The 18610-nt window shown below is 54.5% G+C and carries 17 protein-coding genes; 13 read left to right on the top strand and 4 right to left on the bottom strand.

The window, feature by feature from the left end; translation table 11 throughout:
- Nucleotides 1–7: 7 nt before the first annotated feature.
- Complete coding sequence (locus tag V7028_RS08765) at nucleotides 8–1177, bottom strand: imelysin family protein (RefSeq protein WP_334119702.1); 1170 nt, start codon at nucleotides 1175–1177, stop codon at nucleotides 8–10.
- Nucleotides 1178–1305: 128 nt separating this feature from the next.
- Here V7028_RS08765 and V7028_RS08770 point away from each other — a divergent pair, with 128 nt between their 5' ends.
- The 4 genes from V7028_RS08770 to V7028_RS08785 are packed head-to-tail and all read left to right on the top strand — an operon-like array spanning nucleotide 1306 to nucleotide 5393.
- On the top strand, nucleotides 1306–1587 hold the full coding sequence (locus V7028_RS08770; protein ID WP_334119703.1) for a hypothetical protein: 282 nt from the start codon (nucleotides 1306–1308) through the stop codon (nucleotides 1585–1587).
- Nucleotides 1584–3176 carry a PepSY-associated TM helix domain-containing protein gene (locus V7028_RS08775; protein ID WP_334119704.1) on the top strand — a complete coding sequence of 531 codons (1593 nt, stop codon included), beginning with the start codon at nucleotides 1584–1586 and terminating at the stop codon, nucleotides 3174–3176. The genes V7028_RS08770 and V7028_RS08775 overlap by 4 nt, the downstream gene beginning before the upstream one ends.
- Entirely contained in the window at nucleotides 3167–3460 is a 294-nt protein-coding gene (locus V7028_RS08780; protein ID WP_334119705.1) for a DUF3325 family protein, read from the top strand. The genes V7028_RS08775 and V7028_RS08780 overlap by 10 nt, the downstream gene beginning before the upstream one ends.
- 58 nt (nucleotides 3461–3518) lie before the next feature.
- Nucleotides 3519–5393 carry a c-type cytochrome gene (locus tag V7028_RS08785; RefSeq protein ID WP_334119706.1) on the top strand — a complete coding sequence of 625 codons (1875 nt, stop codon included), beginning with the start codon at nucleotides 3519–3521 and terminating at the stop codon, nucleotides 5391–5393.
- A 55-nt stretch (nucleotides 5394–5448) separates the two neighbouring features.
- Here V7028_RS08785 and V7028_RS08790 read toward each other — a convergent pair whose 3' ends face one another.
- Nucleotides 5449–7521: a TonB-dependent receptor family protein gene (locus V7028_RS08790; protein WP_334119707.1), complete on the bottom strand. Its 2073-nt coding sequence runs from the start codon at nucleotides 7519–7521 to the stop codon at nucleotides 5449–5451.
- Nucleotides 7522–7733: 212 nt separating this feature from the next.
- Here V7028_RS08790 and V7028_RS08795 point away from each other — a divergent pair, with 212 nt between their 5' ends.
- From V7028_RS08795 to V7028_RS08820, 6 genes are read left to right on the top strand one after another with little or no spacing between them, the layout of a single operon-like run.
- Complete coding sequence (locus V7028_RS08795; RefSeq protein WP_334119708.1) at nucleotides 7734–8522, top strand: HpcH/HpaI aldolase family protein; 789 nt, start codon at nucleotides 7734–7736, stop codon at nucleotides 8520–8522.
- A gap of 1 nt (nucleotide 8523) precedes the next feature.
- Nucleotides 8524–9681 (top strand): ATP-grasp domain-containing protein, encoded by a 1158-nt coding sequence (locus tag V7028_RS08800; RefSeq protein WP_334119709.1) that lies wholly within the window; start codon nucleotides 8524–8526, stop codon nucleotides 9679–9681.
- Nucleotides 9678–11384, top strand: a complete 1707-nt coding sequence (locus V7028_RS08805; RefSeq protein WP_334119710.1) for an IucA/IucC family protein — start codon at nucleotides 9678–9680, stop codon at nucleotides 11382–11384. Before V7028_RS08800 ends, V7028_RS08805 begins: the two co-directional genes overlap by 4 nt.
- Complete coding sequence (locus tag V7028_RS08810) at nucleotides 11381–12577, top strand: MFS transporter (protein WP_334119711.1); 1197 nt, start codon at nucleotides 11381–11383, stop codon at nucleotides 12575–12577. The genes V7028_RS08805 and V7028_RS08810 overlap by 4 nt, the downstream gene beginning before the upstream one ends.
- Nucleotides 12535–14289: an IucA/IucC family protein gene (locus tag V7028_RS08815; protein WP_334119712.1), complete on the top strand. Its 1755-nt coding sequence runs from the start codon at nucleotides 12535–12537 to the stop codon at nucleotides 14287–14289. The genes V7028_RS08810 and V7028_RS08815 overlap by 43 nt, the downstream gene beginning before the upstream one ends.
- Nucleotides 14258–15445: a type III PLP-dependent enzyme gene (locus tag V7028_RS08820; protein WP_334119713.1), complete on the top strand. Its 1188-nt coding sequence runs from the start codon at nucleotides 14258–14260 to the stop codon at nucleotides 15443–15445. Before V7028_RS08815 ends, V7028_RS08820 begins: the two co-directional genes overlap by 32 nt.
- Before the next feature lie 15 nt (nucleotides 15446–15460).
- On the opposite strand, the gene V7028_RS08825 is transcribed toward V7028_RS08820, so the two are convergent.
- Nucleotides 15461–15661 carry a (2Fe-2S)-binding protein gene (locus V7028_RS08825; RefSeq protein WP_334119714.1) on the bottom strand — a complete coding sequence of 67 codons (201 nt, stop codon included), beginning with the start codon at nucleotides 15659–15661 and terminating at the stop codon, nucleotides 15461–15463.
- A gap of 112 nt (nucleotides 15662–15773) precedes the next feature.
- Complete coding sequence (bfr, locus tag V7028_RS08830; RefSeq protein WP_334119715.1) at nucleotides 15774–16250, bottom strand: bacterioferritin; 477 nt, start codon at nucleotides 16248–16250, stop codon at nucleotides 15774–15776.
- 411 nt (nucleotides 16251–16661) lie between these two features.
- On the opposite strand from bfr, the gene V7028_RS08835 reads away from it, so the two are divergent.
- The 3 genes from V7028_RS08835 to V7028_RS08845 are packed head-to-tail and all read left to right on the top strand — an operon-like array spanning nucleotide 16662 to nucleotide 18506.
- The gene (locus tag V7028_RS08835; RefSeq protein ID WP_334119716.1) at nucleotides 16662–17339 is read left to right on the top strand and encodes an energy transducer TonB; all 678 of its coding nucleotides are present in this window, start codon (nucleotides 16662–16664) and stop codon (nucleotides 17337–17339) included.
- A 30-nt stretch (nucleotides 17340–17369) separates the two neighbouring features.
- The gene (locus V7028_RS08840) at nucleotides 17370–18089 is read left to right on the top strand and encodes a MotA/TolQ/ExbB proton channel family protein (protein WP_334119717.1); all 720 of its coding nucleotides are present in this window, start codon (nucleotides 17370–17372) and stop codon (nucleotides 18087–18089) included.
- Nucleotides 18090–18092: 3 nt separating this feature from the next.
- Nucleotides 18093–18506, top strand: coding sequence for an ExbD/TolR family protein (locus V7028_RS08845; protein ID WP_334119718.1), 414 nt, complete (start codon nucleotides 18093–18095; stop codon nucleotides 18504–18506).
- The last annotated feature ends 104 nt before the right edge of the window (nucleotides 18507–18610 follow it).

Below are 18610 nucleotides of genomic sequence, written 5' to 3' on the forward strand. Positions count from 1 at the left end.
TGTCACCTTATGGCTGGGTCAATGTAAGCCGGGTAATACCCAAGGCATTGGCTGACTCGACAAGCAGGCTGCTCTGTTCCACCAGGCTGGCCACGGTGGCCTTGATGCGCCGGGGGCCAGGTGCATCAGCGCCGCCAATAATTTCCCGGTCAAAAGGCGCTTGAATGGCTGTGGCTGCACTCACCGAATTCTGGATCTGTGCAGTGGTGCGCTTGGCCACATCCGGAGATTTCGATGTCACCAATTCCGCAAGGGATGGTACTTTCAGCACAGCGCCACCGGCCTGTTTGTAGGTGCCTGTCCACACATTCAAAATGCCTTGCGCATTGGTCACTGCATCGCGATGGGTGTTGTCGGAAAAACAGGAATGCTCATCTTCCTGATCCTGACTGAACAAAGCCACTTCCAGGCGCTCACCGGCCAATTCACCGCGCGACAACGACCCCAGACCCACCAGTATTTTGCGAATGGATTCTTTGCCGTCTTTCTCGAAAGCAGCGCGGAAGTTATCGGATTTGCCCGGCAACCAGGCAGACTGAACATGTTCAAGGTCATGGATCAACAAAGCAGTCACTTCACGCAGATAAGCTGCGCGGCGCTCGGCATGCTTGCCCTTGCCTTTCACATAGTCTGTGTAGGGGCGATTGCCAGGGCCACCGTCATTCAAATCCTGACCCCACAGCAAAAACTCAATGGCGTGCCAGCCTGTTGCAATGTTCTCTTCACCACCACGTTCGTTTTGTTCCACCAAGGCGGCGCGCGTGATATTGAACTTCACATTGTTGACAAAACCACTGTTGCTGTTGCCTTGCACATAATCCACATACGATTCGTCCATGGGCCAGGCGTTGATCTGCCCTTCGGGTCCATGTTCATCATCGATCGGGCCGCCATAAAATCGGAATGCCTCGGTTTGTCCATAAAACTCGCGCGCATCAAGCCACGCTTTTTTCGCAGCATCCAAGCCCGCTTCGGAAGGTGCATTCAAAAACGCATCCACTTCGGTCTGCATTTTTTTTGCTGCAGTCAGTGCGTCGGTGTAATTGGCGTAAACCAACTTGCTGTAGCCCTTCACCACATCATCTGTGGCTGGTGCCGACCAGGCAAGGGAAGTTGCGGAAAACAACACCACAGCGGCAAGACACTGCTTTTTGAATCGGAACTGCACAAGTTTCATGGATAAATAAAACCTTTTAACAAATCAAATCAAATCAAGGCAACATGTTAATCTTAATGAGAATGATTTGCAATTAATAAGTGATTGAATTACACTTCAAAACATTCAAAACAGCAGCATCCGCGCAAGTGACTCCCACCGCCCAACGCTTCACCGTGAACGTTTATCGCCTGATACTGGCTTTTCCTGCAGGCCTGGCCCTGGCCAACCTGCTGGCTGCCGCCTTGGCCATCGGGCTGTTCAGGTTCGGCATGGAGCAAAGCGAAGCCATGACCCTCGGCTTGCTGGCTGCTTACCTGGCAATGCCCGCCTGGATGCTGTGGATTTATTGCACGGCCAACCTGGCCTGGCTGGGCGCCAAAGGCTTGTTGCTGGGCCTGTTGTGCGCAATCGTGATCTACTTTCCATGACACCCTCCATTCGGCAACACATGGCCTGGTTTCACACTTGGTTTGGTCTTGTCATTGGTTTTCTTTTGTTCTCCGTATTCTGGACGGGAACACTGACAGTTTTCGACAAGGAATTTGATCGCTGGATGCACCCTGAAAGCCGCAGTGTTCAAAGCCCATGCTGCAGCCTGACACCCGCCCAACTTGAAACCGTGTTGCTGAAAGTGCATGCACTGGCACCCGAATCTGCCAACCTTCGCGTGCGCTTGCCCACCGCACGCACGCCCATGCCGTCGGTACGAATCACCGAACCCAACAACAACCTGACGACTTATCACATCGACCCCGACACCGGCAAGGCAGTGCCGGGCGAACACACACTGGGCGGCACCGGATTTTTCTTTCCATTCCACTACAAATTCAACATTGCATGGATGAATGTGGGTTACTACATGCTGGGGATCGCGGGGCTGGCCATGTTGACCTTGCTGGTCAGCGGCGCGGTGTTGCACCGCAAACTGCTGGCCGAGTTTTTTCTGTTTCGCCCAAAAAAACACAAGGTGCGAAGCCTGCTGGATTTACACAACCTGAGCAGCGTTGTGGCCTTGCCCTTCTACATCGTCATGACCTTCTCGGGTCTGCTCATTTTATTCTCAATTTATTTTCAGTGGGCCACACTAACCGCCTTTGATGGGAACAAAGCCGCCTCACAAAAAGCGATGAGCGGTTTCATCAACTTGCCCCCCAGCGGCTTTGTCGAAAACAAAAGTCAACAATTGGCAGCACTTAAAAGCATTCCCGCACTGGTTCAGGCACGCGAAGCCGCATGGAGTGCCGCACTGGGCGAACCCGCCACGGCCGATGCCATCAACATTCGCAACCTGGGCGACAGCAACGCCTTGCTCGAAATTCGGCGCGTATTCCCGGAACGCAGCATTGGCATGAGCACACACGCCGACACATTGTTGCTGCACACCGGTGAACTGCTTCACGCACATGAACCCAAACCCGTGAAAAGTTTTACGCACTGGATCAACGGGCTGCACTTCATTCAATTCGACCATGCTGCCTTGCGTGTGCTGTATGTGATCGGTGGGTTGCTGGGGTGCGTGATGATCCACACTGGTTTTCTGTTCTGGCTTGAATCCCGCAAGGTGCGGCACCACAAAAGAAAACTGCCGGGTTTTACCGTCGTGCAGGCACTTGCCGTGGGCGGTACCTTGGGCATGATGATCGCCACGGCTGCTTTTCTGGTGGCCAACCAACTGATTCCCCACCACGTTGCAAATCGCGCCACGCTGGAAACCAATGTGTTCTACGGCGTGTGGGTGCTTGTTATTGCATGGGCATTCATCAACGCGGTCACCCATAAAAACAGCCAGTGGCTGGCACCCACATGGCTGTTCACAACGCTGTGTGCGCTTGCGTGGTTGCTGAACCAAATCAACACCGGTGGAATGCTTACCGCACTTCACCTTCAGGAAATGAATTCATTCGCCATTGATGTTGGCTTGCTGATCATGGCCGCAAGCGGTGTGTATGCCGCGCGCAAACTGACTGCACCCGAGCGCGTTGCAGGCCTGCACAAAGAGGCATTTGAATGCAACTGAATGACTTGCTGCCCCCCCTCGGCATGGCGCTGCTGTACCTCGGTTTGTTGTGCACCGCCCTGTCGCAACAAAAGCATTTCCGCCACCGGCACTGGGCGGGTCGATTCAACCGCATCGGCTTGCGAACCCCGTGGATGCGTCGTTTCGCAGGCACACTTGCACTGCTGGGCAGCGCGGGTTTGTTGGTCTTCTCTGAAGGTTGGGGCTTCGGGCTGGTGCTGTGGGTAATGGCGGCAGCCGCGCTGGCTGCGTCGCTGGCATGGGTGCTTTCCCGGGGGGATTGACCGCCAGCGTTTAAACCCCTGAGCGTATAATCACGGCAATCCAATTTGAGTTGCCCCCATGATCACCCGCTTCGCCATTGCCGCCTTGTTGCTTTTCCCAACACTGACCACCCAAGCCCAAACCACAGTGCCCGACATGGCAAGCCGCGTTCAAACCTGCGTGGTTTGCCACGGTGCCGAAGGCCGTGCCAGCGCGGAAGGTTACTACCCACGCATTGCGGGCAAACCGGAAGGCTACCTGCACAACCAATTGATCGCATTTCGGGATGGAAGCCGCCAACACGCTGCCATGAATGGCATTGTGCAACACCTGTCGAACGACTACCTGCTGCAAATGGCCAGGTACTTTGCTGCACTAAATCCGCCTTACCCTTCACCTGCAAAAAGTACAGCCACCGAGGCTGAACTGGAACAGGGCAAGCATTTGGTATTCAACGGCGCACCTGACAGGAAAATCCCTGCCTGTGCGGCCTGCCATGGGCAGGCACTTACAGGAATCGAACCCTACACACCCGGTTTGCTTGGCCTGCCCCGCGACTACCTGAACGCGCAACTTGGCAAGTGGCGCAACGGGCAGCGCAAGGCAGCGGAACCCGATTGCATGCATGCGCTTGTCAAGACACTGACCCCCGAGGAATTGAACACCGCCACAGCGTATTTGGCAGCACAGCCCGTACCGAAAAATCCAAAAGCAGCGCCTGCCAACAGCATTCAATTTCCCCTGAAATGCGGCACGCACTTCACCACCACAATTCCCGACAGCAACGATGTGCTGTCTGAACAGCAAAAGCGGGGCGCGTATCTGGCGCGCATCGGCAACTGCGCCGGCTGCCACACAGCGAACCCGAAAAAGCCATTTGCGGGTGGCCGTGCAATCGAAACGCCATTTGGAAAAATTTACAGCACCAACTTAACCCCCAACTCCGAACACGGTTTGGGCAGTTGGACTGCGGACGATTTTTACAAAGCCATGCACAGCGGTATCTCGAAAAATGGCGACTACCTTTACCCGGCATTTCCGTACACCGACTACACAAAAATGAGTCGGGCCGAAACCAATGATTTATTCGCCTACCTGAAACGCCTGCCTGCAATTGCGCAAAAAACACCGCAGCCTGAATTGCAGTTTCCGTTCAACCAACGCCCGCTTTTGGCGGTGTGGCGCGCCCTGTATTTCGCAGAAGGTGAATACCAGCCAAACACCCAGCAAAGCGAGCAGTGGAATCGTGGCGCTTACCTGGTCAACGGCCCGGGCCACTGTGCCGCCTGCCACACACCGCGCAACGCATTGGGTGGATTGAAAGAAAAACTGAATTTAAGCGGCGCCACCATTCCAGTGCTGAACTGGTTTGCACCTGCCCTGAACAATCACCCCGTGCATGGCTTGGGCAAATGGAGTGAAACAGACATTGCGCAATATCTGCAAGCAGGCGTGAACCGCCACGCGGCCACTTATGGCCCCATGAGCGAGGTGATTGCACACAGCCTGCAATTTGCCACTACCGCCGATACCAAAGCCATGGCGGTGTACCTGAAAAGCCTGTCAGCACAAGCCCCGTCAGAAAAAGAATCAACGGGCCTGGGGCAGCGCACATTGCAACCCCTCATACAGCGGGGTGAAAGCATTTACGCCAACACCTGCGCAGAATGTCATGGCAAACAGGGCGAAGGCAAAGCCAATCAATTTCCGGCATTGACTGGCAATGTGAACGTGATTGCGCCCAACCCGGTCAATGCCATACGCATGGTGCTCAACGGCGGGTTTTCGCCCAGCACAAAAGGCACACCTTACCCACATGGCATGCCACCCTACCGAGTCGAACTAAGCAATACAGAAATCGCAGCCGTGGTCACCTACATTCGGCGAAGCTGGGGCAACAGCGCAAGTGGCGTTGCGTCAGTTGATGTAGACAGGCTGCGCGGCAAGCAATAAAAAAAGCCGGTGATGAATTGCTTCACCACCGGCTTTTCGCAGTTGCATTTTTCGATTAGAAGTCAACCTGCATTTCAACCAGCAACATGCGTCCCGGCGCTGGTACGCGGCCGATTGTGCTTACGTCCACACCGCGGAAGAAGTACTGCTCGTCAAACAGGTTGTTGATACCAAAACCAAGGTTCATTTTTTTGCCCTGGCCAATCGGAAAATCGCGACCCACGCGCATGTTCACCAAGGTGTAGGCAGGCAACTCGCCAGCGCTTCCGTTGGCGGTTTCAGCCTGTGTGTTGGCTGAATCGCTGAAGCTTTCAGAAACATACAAGGCATTTGCGTTGGCAGTCCACTTGCCAAACTTGTGAACAGCATCCAGCCCCAGGTGGTGCGTGGGCGCATGGCGCAGTTCCTTGCCTTGGTCAGCACCCGACAATTGCTCTGTGTCCAGGTAGGTGTAGCTCATGCCCAATTCAGTTTGGCTGTTCAGGTTCCAGCGACCTTCCAGTTCAACACCTTCCTGGCGTGTTTCCCCAAGATTGCGGAATGCGCCCGTGTCGAAAACAATTTGATCCTTGTAATCCACCCGGAACAGGGTCGCCGCAATATTGGCTTGCGGGTTGATCTGCCAGCGTGAACCAATCTCGTAGTTCTCCGCTGTTTCATTGCCCACATCACCGCCACGTGTAACCTGCGCCGTTTGCACCGGCACCAGCGAACGCTGCGCATTTGTAAATACAAACACATCTTTCGTGGCCTGGTAGCCCACGGTCAAACCGGGCAACCATTCATCGGGGTTGTTCTGAAATTCAGCGCCAGTATTCAAATCACGGTAGCGGGTTTCAACGTCTTCATAACGAATACCCGGTGTTACTTTCAAACGATCGTCCATCAAGGCGATGGTGTCGCTCACGTAATAAGCCATGGCCTTGGTGGTGAAGTCCCAGCGACGGAACGGGTTCACAGCACCTGTTGCAAGTGTGGTGCGGCTCACATCAAAGCGCACATCTTCTTCAACAAATCGCGCACCGGCAATCACCGTGTGGTTGTCAATCTGCTTGGTAAACCGTGGTTCCGTGCCATGCACACTGAATACCCGCGGGGAATCGAGAACAAACGCAGGCGTTTGCGCGGGGTCATCCGAGAAGGTGGCGGACTGGCTGAAGAAGAAAGTGCGGTTGGCCTGGTGCGCAAAGTTGCGCCAGGTCAGCTTGAAGTCATCGGAAAACGAATGATTCCAGGTGAAAGTGCCACGCCACATGTCTGCGTCATACGCATCAAAGGGCTTTTGCGACTGGTTGGGGTTTTGATCGTAGGCAGCAGGGCTTAAGGCACCGGGCAACTCAGCCTTCACTTCGTAGTACTGCAACTGCGCCTTGAAGTCGTTGTTGGGGTTCAGGTAGTACTCGCCATCCACAATGAAGTTGCGCACTTCTGTGTCGGAACGATCGCGCTGACCCTTGCCATCCACAATGTTGGCCTGAAATTGCAAGCCAATGTCTTCACGCACAAAGCCGCCAATGCGGTAGTACGTGTCGGTCAGCATGTTGCCGGTTTCTTCGGAAATCTGCAGGCGCTCGCGGAAGGTTTGACTGGTTTTTGCAGGAATGGGCTTGGTCACCAAATTCAGCACACCGCCCACGTTGTTCGGGCCGTAATGCACGGCAGCACCACCACGCACCAAATCCACGGATTCAAGGCTGGGCAGCGTAACGGGGAACAGCGAAAGACCCACGTTGGTGTAGGGGCCAATGGCAATGGGGTAACCATCCACCAGAATTTGCAAACGTTCACTGCGCAAGGGATTCAAACCACGCACACCAATGTTGGGCAAAATTCCGGTACCGGTTTCGTCCAGCACTTGAACACCCGGCACGCGACGCAAGGCATCTTCCAGGTTCAAAGCACCACGCTCTTCCAGGTCTTCTTTCTCAAGCACCGTGCGCGCGCCCGTGTAGGTTTTTACACTTTCCTCGGTGGGTGGGCCCAACCAGTCAGATTGCACGGTGACAGGTGCCAGGGTTTCAGCCAAAGCAGTGTGGCCTAACGAAATGCAGACCAGGGCCACTGCCATGGAAAGGGGTGAAACACGAGGACGTTGGCGTGAGTCGGCACGCACATCAAAAGAGGACATTGCGGTTTTCCTTTTAATAATAAAAATCGTTCTCATTATCGTTAATTTTACCAACTGTTTGTTGTATGAAATTCAGAAATGCCGTTTTTTTTCTCGACACGCCGTAGAACCCAAGCGCACCACCCCCCATTTCGAGTGATGAATTGTTAAATATTTTGAAACCCCTCATTATTTAATGTTAATATAAATCATTCTCATTTACGTAAATAAAAATGATCGCCACTTCCCCGTCAAGCAACGCAATACCCGGTAAATCACCCCGGCTGGGCCTGCTGAATTCCCTGCCCTCGCCGCTGATCGTCGACATGATTGCCCAGTGCGGTTACAGCTTCGTCATCATCGACACCGAGCATGTGCTGCTCGATGAAAACACCCTCAGGGAATGCATTCAAACCTGCCGACACCACACCTGCACTCCGCTGATTCGCGTTGCAGAAATTCGCCCGAATTTCATCGGCAAGGTGCTGGATGCCGGGGCCATGGGCATTGTGTTGTCACGCGCCGAAACGGCAGCGCAAATTCACACGCTGGCACAAGCCATGAAATTTCCCCCACTGGGTACACGCGGCATTACCGGCGGCACGGTGACAGGCTACGGGCAGTTGCCCTTGAGCAACTACATTGCTCAGGCCAACGAAAACACCCTGCTGGTGCCCATGATTGAAAGCCAAAGCGGCTTGAATGCCCTGCCCCAGATGCTGTCCACCGGGCACGTCAGCTTTGTCATGGAAGGTGCGCTGGACCTTGCACTGAACATGGGCCTGGGACCCAGCCCATTGCACCCAGACGTGTTCGAGGCATTGAACAACATGCATCAAATGTGCCTTCAAGCCGATGTGCCCTTTTGCCCCAACCCAAGAACACCAAGCCAACTGCGGCACTGGCAAGAACTGGGTTGCACCCTTTTTCTGTGTGGCGAAGACCGCAGCCACTTCAGCAAAACATTGCGCAGCAACCTTCAACCATTCCGCACACACCAGCCCGCACCCCTAGGAGCCTGAATTGAAACCCACCCTTGTTTTCCTGACTCATGTGCTGAACAACGCCATCGTCGATGGATTCATTCCCGCAGCCCAAGCACTGGACCACGACGTGATTGTGCTGACAGACCACGGTCATGCCCACCAGCAAGCACTTGCAAATGTACGTATTCATGAATGCGATGTGTTCAACCCGATCGCGGTGATCGACCTGATTGCCGCACTGAACATTGAACCGCGGGCTGTGTTCTCCAACAGCGACCACCTTCAAACCTGCACCGCCTTGGTGGGCGAGCTGCTGGGCCTGCCCGCCAAATCTTCGAAGATTTGCTACCACGCCAAAAACAAGCACTGGATGCGTAAACGGCTTGAATCGCTTCGCCTGCCCAGCATCTGGAACCAAACCATTCGCAGCACCGACCCGGTTCACACCGAATGGCCATACCCGCTGGTGGTCAAACCCACGCAAGGTGTCGCGTCAATGGATGTGGTTCGCATCGACACACCCGCGCAACTGACACAACACCTTGCGCAGCTTGATGAATCGCAAAGTGTGTTGCTGGAAGAATTCATGGAAGGCCCGCTGATTACCCTTGAAACGCTGGGCGATGGCAAGCACCTTCACACGATAGGCGGGTTTGATGTAAGCCTGTCCAGTCCACCCTATTTTGTTGAAACCGCAGCGCAATGGAATGGCCCGCACACGCGGCAGTGGCGCACGCACATGACACACACCCTGGTTCAGTTTGGTGTTGGGCTGGGGGCCTGCCACAGCGAATTCATTGTGACCCCTCGCGGCCCTGTGCTGGTGGAAATCAACTACCGCAGCATTGGCGACAACCGCGAATTCCTGCTTGATCAGCTTGTGGAGCAAGGCTGGTTCAACTCCATTTTGCAAACCCACCTTGGGCAAGAAATTGAAGTGCCGCGCGTAAAACCCAAGTGCGCACAAATTGATTACCTGGTTGCCCCACACGCAGGCACTTTGCGCCAGGCACCACGCATTGAAAACAATGCCACCGTGCAGTACCGGGCCATCAAACAGCAAGGGGAAACCGTACAAATCAGCCATTCCAACAAAGACTACATTGGCGTGTTCACTTTTCAGGCCGATTCCGAAGACGAACTTCAACGCTTGCGAACCGAAACACAACACCGCAATCCCTGGAGCGTTCAATGAACACCTTGCACGACCAGCGCATTGCGCTACGGCTGATCAACACGTGCCTGCGGGAAAACGTCCGCAACATACTGAGCCTGGGGCGTATTGAAGCAAGCGAAGACCGCACATTTCTGGTGTTTGAACACCTGCCCGAAGCCTGCCGGATCGAAGTGAAAGAAAGCCCTGGCATGCAAACACACCGGGCCATCAACCCCCATTGGGAAATACTTCAAAACGGCCAGTGGATTGAACAACAAGGTGCAAGGCAATGGATCCGTTTTCTGGCGCAAGGTTTGCCTGACGAGGCAAGCGCCCTGTACCGGAACTACGAACTGGAAGTGCAGGCCGCGATTGACCAAACTGTGTTGTGCGACCAAACCTACACCGAACAACAAAACAAACTGGGCTTTGATTCAGTGCCGCGCAACTGGGCCGAACGCATGCTGCATGCCGACCAAATGGCCAGCTTTCTGGATCACCCTTATTACCCCACCGCCCGTGCGAAGTTCGGCATGGAAACCAGCGAACTGAAAGCCTATTCACCGGAATTCAACCCAACTTTCGAGTTGGCCTGGTTTGCCGTGCCTGCAAGCGAATTTGAAGGCACGGGAACTGAGCCCGCCTGGTGGCCTACACTGGCACAAGTGGGCTTGCCGCAGTCGCTTGACAACAGCCACGCACTGCTGCCGGTTCACCCCATGATGCGCGCCGCAATTGCACGGGAAATACCGGAAAGCATTGAAGCACCCCACACGTATTTGGCTGTCAAACCCACGCTGTCGGTGCGCACCGTGGCCGTGCTGAATCACCCGGCGTCACACATCAAACTGCCCATGCCGATTGCCACGCTGGGTCAGAAAAACATTCGCTACATCAAGCCCTCCACCCTGAAAGACGGCGACTGGTTTGCACAAGCACTTGCATCGATCGAACAAACCAATGCAGGGATCAAAGGTTTGTACCGGCATGTGGATGAATCATTCACCGGCTGCTACAAGCAACTGAACATTGCGGGTTTTCTGCACCGCCAGTACCCGCCCGAACTGCCCGATGAAACACTGGCCACCGTGGCCACACTGTGCAGCCCCATGCCCAGCGGCAAGCCTTACCTGCTTGAGTACCTGGAGCAACACGCACAAAGCATGCAAAGCTGGTGGTCCAGTTACTGCACATTGATGATTGGCGTGCACCTGCGTTTGTGGATTCAACACGGCATTGCGCTGGAATCGAATCAACAAAATTCGGTGTTGTCGTTGCGCCCAAGACAGTCGCCCACACTGGTGATGAAAGACAACGACGCCGCACGCCTGTGGCCAAGCCGTTTTGAAACGGCTGCTGCAAGCCGCGGCCACCATGTAAATGATCTGCTGGATGCACGCATTCTGGTCAACGACGAAGCACCGTTGGCCCACATGTTCATCACCATCACCCTGCAACTGAATTTGCTTGCCGTGCTCGACGGGCTTGCACAAAGCGGCGCACTGAACCGCCAACAGGCTTTGCTCACCTTGCGCCGCGCCATCGAAAACACCTTGCACAGCTTGCGCCTGGAAGGTTTCGACACCGACCTGGCCACCGAGCTGTTGCTGTGCGCCCGAATGCACCCGGTGAAGTACCTGTTGCAAAGCGCAAGCCTGTTGAGCAAACAGGAATGCGGTGCAAGCGATGTAAACAAGTTTTACGGCATGACCGGCCCCAATCCCTTGCGAGACCTGACATGAACCGCGTGTTGCTTGCCGTGCTGGCCTGTCATTTTCTGGCTGCATTCACCGTGCTGGGCATGCCCCTGTACCTGCCTGTGCTGTTCACTGATTTGGGGCTGCCATCGAACAGCCCCTGGATCGGTTTTGTGTTTGCCTGGCCAACCCTTTTGACCGCACTCAGCGGCCCTTTGTGGGGAAAAGTGGCTGATCGTTTGGGCAGGCGCTTCTCGCTGATTCGTGCGCTGGGGGGGTTGTCCCTCGCATTCGTGTGGGTGGGTGTTTCAAGTTCAGTGCCGGAACTGGTCATGGCCTTAACCCTGCAAGGCTTGATGGGTGGCACACTGGCCGCCGCCAATTCCTACCTGGCCACCACCATGCCGCGTGAAACGCTGTCCACCACCTTGAACTGGACGCAGTTCAGCGCACGCCTGGCGCTGGTTACCGCGCCTTTGGTGCTGGCTGTGGGCATTCAATACTTCAGGCTGCAACACCTGTACATTGTGTTGGCCACCCTGCCCATGCTGGGCGCACTGTATGCCTGCACACTGCCCAAAGATTCACACCGGTCGCAATCTTCAACAGCAAATGTAGTGAGCGCACCCGGCAACAAATCTACCCCCGTGGAATACGCCTCAGCCCTTGCAGTGTGCGCCCTGCAAGCCTTGTTCTGCTTTGCCATGGTGGTCACCTTCCCGTACTTCCTGCCTTATGCCGCCCCGGGCATTGCCAGCACCACCGCCATTGCACTGCTGTACGTGTTGCCCCACCTTGTTTATCTGCTGCTTCAACCGATGCTTAAAAAGCGCCTGCCAAACTGGGCTTTCAATTGCCACCTCAGCATGCTGGCCCTTGCCATTGCCGCGTGCATGCAATGGCAATTCAACAGCGGCGTGGCCCTTGCTGCTGCCCGGGTTCTGTTTGGTGTGGGCATTTGGCTGGGTTATCACGGCATTCACCAACTGGTCGCAAAGTCTTTTCAGGCGGCACGCGCCGGCACCTGGTTCGGCTCGCTCGACAGCGTGGGAAAACTGGCCGGCGTGGCCGCAGGCCTGGCCGCCGGCCTGGCCGTCAACCAACTGAACCTCGCTTCGCCTTTTCTGCTTTCCGCCGTGGCAAGCCTTGCTGCCATGCCACTTGTTCACCACATTCAAAAAAAAGGATCACGCCCATGTACACCTTTGAACAACACCAGGCCGAACACCACAGCCTGAACCACCTTCTGAACTGTTATCTGCGCGAATTCGCAGTGCCGCATCAATTGGTCGACTGGCACGCACAGGGCGACTTGCCCAAAGCCCTGCAAAGCGATTTGCTGGAAGGCGAAACCGTGAGAATTCGCACGGCTTACCCCTTACTGAAAATAGCCTTCAAAGTGCAAGCACGGGGTGCACTGAACCAGATCAAACTGGGATCCAAACTGTTCGGAAAACCCATGGGCAAACCCTGGCAAGTGCTGGGCACCCATGCCGCCATTGAAGCCCTGCTTGAACACATGGCCATGCTGACGCAAACCGAACCGAACATTGAATTGCAGGCCCAAATACACAACAGCCTGCACAACATGCAACAGTTTTTGGCGCACGCCCGGGTGCCACACATCAACGCCTTGCAGCACACCGAACAATCGCTGCTGTGGGGCCATCCGTTTCACCCCAGCCCGAAAAGCCGATCGGGCGTAGAACCCGATCAACTGCTGCTGTGTTCACCAGAAGTGGGTGCGGCATTCCAGTTGCACTGGTTTGAAATCGATCCGGTTTTGCTGAAAGAACTTGGCAGCCCCGTGATCGACAAAGTGTCTGAAACACTGACCGGGCGCACGGGCCTGTACCCATGCCACCCCTGGGAGGTGGAGCTTGTTCTACAGTCCAGAATTTATCAGCAAGCAAGCCAGAACAAACTGATTCGCCACCTGGGCCCCTTGGGCAAAGTGGTATGGCCCACTTCATCCGTGCGCACGCTGTACCACCCTGAACTGGATGTGTTTCTGAAATGCTCCATCCATGTGCGGCTCACCAATTGCATCCGCAAAAATGCATGGTACGAACTTGAAAGTGCAGTGGGCATGACCCAACTGCTTGCGCACACATTTGAACAGGTTGAACACGCGCACCCGGGCTTTCGCATGTTGCGCGAACCGGCAGCCTGCACACTTGACTTGTCACAGGCTGATGCAACAACCAGCCACGACGATGTTGTAAACCTGCAAGAAAGCTTCGGCATTATTTTCAGGGAACAGCTTCAAAGCCAGCACTCCGATATCCACATGGCGGGCACGCTTGCATCGTGGGACACGGTGGGCCAAAGCCAACTGGCACAACTGCTTGGCGAACAAGCCCAACAACACGGCATTAACAAAGCCGAATTCACCCTGAACTGGCTGCAAAGTTATTTCAAGTTGCTGGTGCCCGGCACCCTGACCCTGCTGTTCAAACACGGTGTAGTACTTGAACCGCACTTGCAAAACACCGTGCTGGCGCTAGAGAACGGCTTGCCCGTGCGCGTGTGGATACGCGACCTGGAAGGCACCAAACTGATTCCACAACACTGGCCTTCTGAAAGCCTGAAAAGCCTCTCGGAACGCGCCATTGCATCGGTGCATTATTCCGGCGATCAAGGCTGGAAAAGGGTCAGCTATTGCCTGTTGGTCAACAACATTGCCGAGATGATTTTCCACGCCTGCCAACACACGCCGGGGCTTGAACAACGCGCCTGGAAAATGCTGGCCACCTTGCTTCAAAAAACCAGCCAGGCCTTGGGTGCCCCACAAGCGCTTTCCGGTTTGTTGCAAGGCCAAGCGCTTGCATCGAAAAACAACCTCAAAACACGTTTATTCAAAAAGGCCGATCGCCTTTCCGACTACACATTCCTTTCTCACCCACTGATTGCGCAACATGACAAACACACTGAACACGCTGCTTATTGAAAAAGCCAACTCAGGCACACAATCAGGCACACCACCCTGGTGTGCCTATGTGTACAACTTGCCCGCACTGGCCGCGCATGCACAACAGATGAAACAGCACCTGCCCCGCAATTGCGAGTTGTATTACGCGGCTAAAGCCAACCCCGATGTACGTTTGTTGAAAACACTCGCACCGCATGTGGACGGTTTTGAAGCCGCATCCGCTGGCGAGCTGGCCCACCTGAATGACCAGCACTTTGGCAAACCACTTATTTTTGGTGGGCCAGGCAAAACCACTGAAGATTTGCAACAGTCGCTACACCAAAAAGTGGCCTGCATTCATGTGGAAAGCCTGACTGAACTGAAACGCCTTGCCATGCTTTGCGCCAAAACCGGTCAAACCCAAGCCATCATGCTGCGCATGAATATTACGCTGGACGGGGTGGCCAGCAGCAAACTGCAAATGGGCGGCCAGGCCACGCCCTTCGGGCTTGATCCCTGCGACCTTGGTACCGCGCTGGCACTGCTTGAAGAATCAGTGCACCTTGAATTTGAAGGATTTCATTTTCATTCCATGTCGCATCAGTTGTCTGTCGAGAATCATTTGAAATTGATGACGCGGTACTTTGAGATCACCCGGCAATGGGAATCGCACTGGCACATTCGCTGCAAAGTGCTCAATGTGGGCGGCGGGATCGGCGTGAACTACCAGTGCGTTGAAGAACAATTCAACTGGGCAAAATTCTGCCAAGGGCTTGATCAATTGATCACGCAGCACGACATGCAAACACGGCAAATCCGGTTTGAGTGTGGACGCTACGTGAGCGCATTTTGCGGGTACTATGTGATGGAAGTAATCGACCTGAAACAAAGCCACGGGCAGTGGTTTGCCATTGGCAAAGGCGGCACACACCACTTCCGAACCCCTGCGGCACAAAGCCACAACCACCCGGTGTGGGTGCACCGCAATGGGCAGGCCGCTGTTGTACTCAATTCAACTGTGAATGTGGTGGGGCAGCTGTGTACCCCGAAAGACCGCCTGCACCAGCAATTGCCGGTTCAGGAATTGGCTTTGGGTGATTACCTGGTGTTTACGCTGGCGGGTGCTTACGCATGGAATATTTCACACCAGAATTTTTTGATGCACGCCGCACCCGAGATCATTTATCTGGACTAATTTATCTGAACTTAGTCAGGCTGGCTGCTGGCTCATTTCACTGACTTGAACCAGCATGTTGTGGGCATCAATTTCACTTTGGCAGTGCATGCGGCACTGGCCGCAACCTGAACATGCACCGGTTTTCATGGTGATGTCGTCCACAGACCCACAACCGCTGCGAACAGCTTCGGAAATGGTACGTTCGCTAACGTTGGCACAAATGCATACGATCACGGCGAGACCTCAAAATGCGTTGAACTTGAAAGTAATAATAATGATTCGCATTACTATAATCAAGCATTTTTTCAACGCATCCTGAAATTCGTCGTTTTAGAACCTTCCCGGCTTACTCGGAAACACCCATCATGGACTGCTCGAAATTCTGCAAACCCACGCGATCGATCAGACTGATCTGGGTTTCCAGCCAATCAATGTGCTCTTCGGTGTCATCCAGAATTTCCTGAAGCAGGTCGCGCGACACATAATCCCGCTCCTGTTCTGCAATCGTAATGCCATCCTTGATGGTGACCTGCGCCCCGGTTTCCAGTTTCAGATCGCTTTCAAGAATCTCGCGGGTATTCTCGCCGATCATCAATTTACCCAGGTCTTGCAGGTTGGGCAGACCGTCCAGCATCAACACCCGCTCAATCAGTTTGTCTGCATGCTTCATCTCGCCAATGGACTCGTCATACTCTTTTTTCTTGAGCACTTCGAGGCCCCAGTTGCCAAAAATGCGTGAATGCAGGAAATACTGGTTAATCGCTGTCAACTCATTCTTCAACTGTGCATTCAGCGCAGTAATTACCTTCTTCGAACCTTTCATTGTTCTTCTCCCTCGCATTCAAAAATCAACTCAATGGCACAGTGTACAACGCGTGCCAAGTCGGCTGAAACCCTTTTCTGGTGCGGCTCTTAAAAAAACACTTGCTGAAATCGAAAATCCAAACAATAATAGAAACAATTCTCGTTTAATCTTTCCGGGTGAGATTATTGTGGGTCTACCGCTCAATCTCCTTCTTCGCAACAGTTGGCATCCTCGTTGGCAGGCCTTCATCACCCGGAAAGACCCTCTTGCTCAAACCAGTCAATCCAGGCTTGCACACCGTTTACTTGGACAATCAAAAGTTCTGATACACTCCTGTTGATATTAATTCTCATTAACAACATCCGCAGTAGTGCATGAAACTTGCGTCTCTGCCACTATGACCGCAGGCAACAAGCAGCAACCGATTTGATGAACTCAATGTCAACCCCTTTCAACAACAACACCCAATCCATCGGCAACATGCTGACGTTCATTGGTGTTGTGCTGTTGCACATACTGGGGCTGGTGTGGGCTGCACAACAACTCAGCATTACAGAACCAGCGGTTACGCCGCCCAGCGTGGTTGGTGTGCTGGTGGCCCCGGAACCAGAAACTAAGCCGGTTCCCCCTCCGCCCAAACCGGAGCCCAAACCGCAACCAAAGCCTGAGCCAAAACCAACACCGAAACCCACGCCAAAGCCTGAACCTGCGCGCGAAGTGGCTCCGGAACCCGAACCCGTTCCACAAACAGCGCCCACCGTGCCCACACCGCCTGCGCCGCCTGCGCAACAGGCCACACCTGCGCCCGAGGCACCAGCACCCGTGACACCGCCCCGTACCGATGCCGCGCACCTGAACAACCCGGCACCGCAGTACCCAGCCTTGTCGCGCCGCCTGGGCGAACAGGGCCGTGTGATGCTGGATGTGTACATTCTTCCCGATGGCAGCGTGGGCGAAATCAAACTGAACAAATCAAGCGGCTTTCCAAGGCTGGACAACGCAGCCCTGCAAGCCGTGAAAAACTGGAAGTACGTGCCCGCAAAAAGGGGCAACAAGCCCATTGCGTTTTGGTACGTACAACCTGTTTCATTTGTGTTGAATAACTGAGAACATTGAATTAAAGCGAGGTTTACTGAAATGGAAAACAATCCTTACGGCTTGGCCGCCATGTGGGCCCAAGGCGACTGGGTCATCAAAGGCGTGGCAGTGCTGTTGTTGATCATGTCGATTGCATCGTGGTATGTCATCATCACACGCAGCATTCGCCTGTACCACCTGCGCAAAAACGTGGGCGCAGTAAACCAGTTCTGGCACACCCACAGTTTTGCTGAAGGCTTGCAGGTGCTGGGCAAAGACACGGGCAACCCGTTTCACCACATGGCCATTGAAGGCCAGGCCGCGGTGAACCACCACGCCACCAACAAAGAGGACCTGCACGGGCAAATCAGCCTGGCCGATTGGCTCAGCGAAGCCTTGCGCGGTGCCATGGACGAAGCCGCAGAAAAACTGCAATCGGGCCTGTCCATTCTGGCGTCAGTCGGATCTACCGCGCCATTTGTTGGCTTGTTTGGCACGGTGTGGGGTATTTACCATGCGCTGGTCGGCATCGGTGTTTCAGGCCAGGCCAGTATCGACAAGGTGGCCGGCCCCGTGGGCGAGGCGCTGATCATGACCGCATTTGGTTTGGCCGTGGCCATTCCCGCAGTGTTGGGCTACAACGCATTGACACGCGCCAACAAAGGTCTGCTTGGCAAGTTGAATCGCTTTGCACGTCAATTGCATGCCTACTTCCTGACTGGTTCGCCCATGCAGAAAGACTCCGCCGTGCGCACAGTACCCTTGAAAAAGGAGGCGTAAGCCATGTCGTTCAATTCCTACGACGATCAACAGGAAATGAGTGAAATCAACATGACCCCCCTGGTGGATGTCATGTTGGTGCTGCTGATTATTTTCATCATCACCGTGCCCGTGATCACACACTCGGTCAAAGTGGACTTGCCACAAGCCAGCCAACAACCCACAGAGGTAAAACCCGATGTGGTCACGCTGACCGTGCAGCGCGATGGCAGCCTGATGTGGAACGACGAAGAATTGACTTTCAAGAACCTGGAGCTTCGCCTGCAGGCCGTGGCGCAGCAGGAAAAACAACCTGAGTTGCGCATTCAAGGCGACAAGGCGGTTGAATATGAAAAGGTGGTGCAAGTGATGGCTGCCGCACAACGCGCTGGCGTTGAAAAACTGGGGTTCATGACCGAACCGCAAAGCACGCCATGAATAACTCAATTTCCCCACCGCACTACCCCCACCTCATGCAGTGACCCGCCCCAGTGCCAACAGCCCGCCCAGTGTCAGCCAATATGGCAGTGGGGCGTTTACTG

Source organism: Limnobacter sp. (assembly GCF_036846585.1).
Lineage (GTDB): Bacteria > Pseudomonadota > Gammaproteobacteria > Burkholderiales > Burkholderiaceae_B > Limnobacter.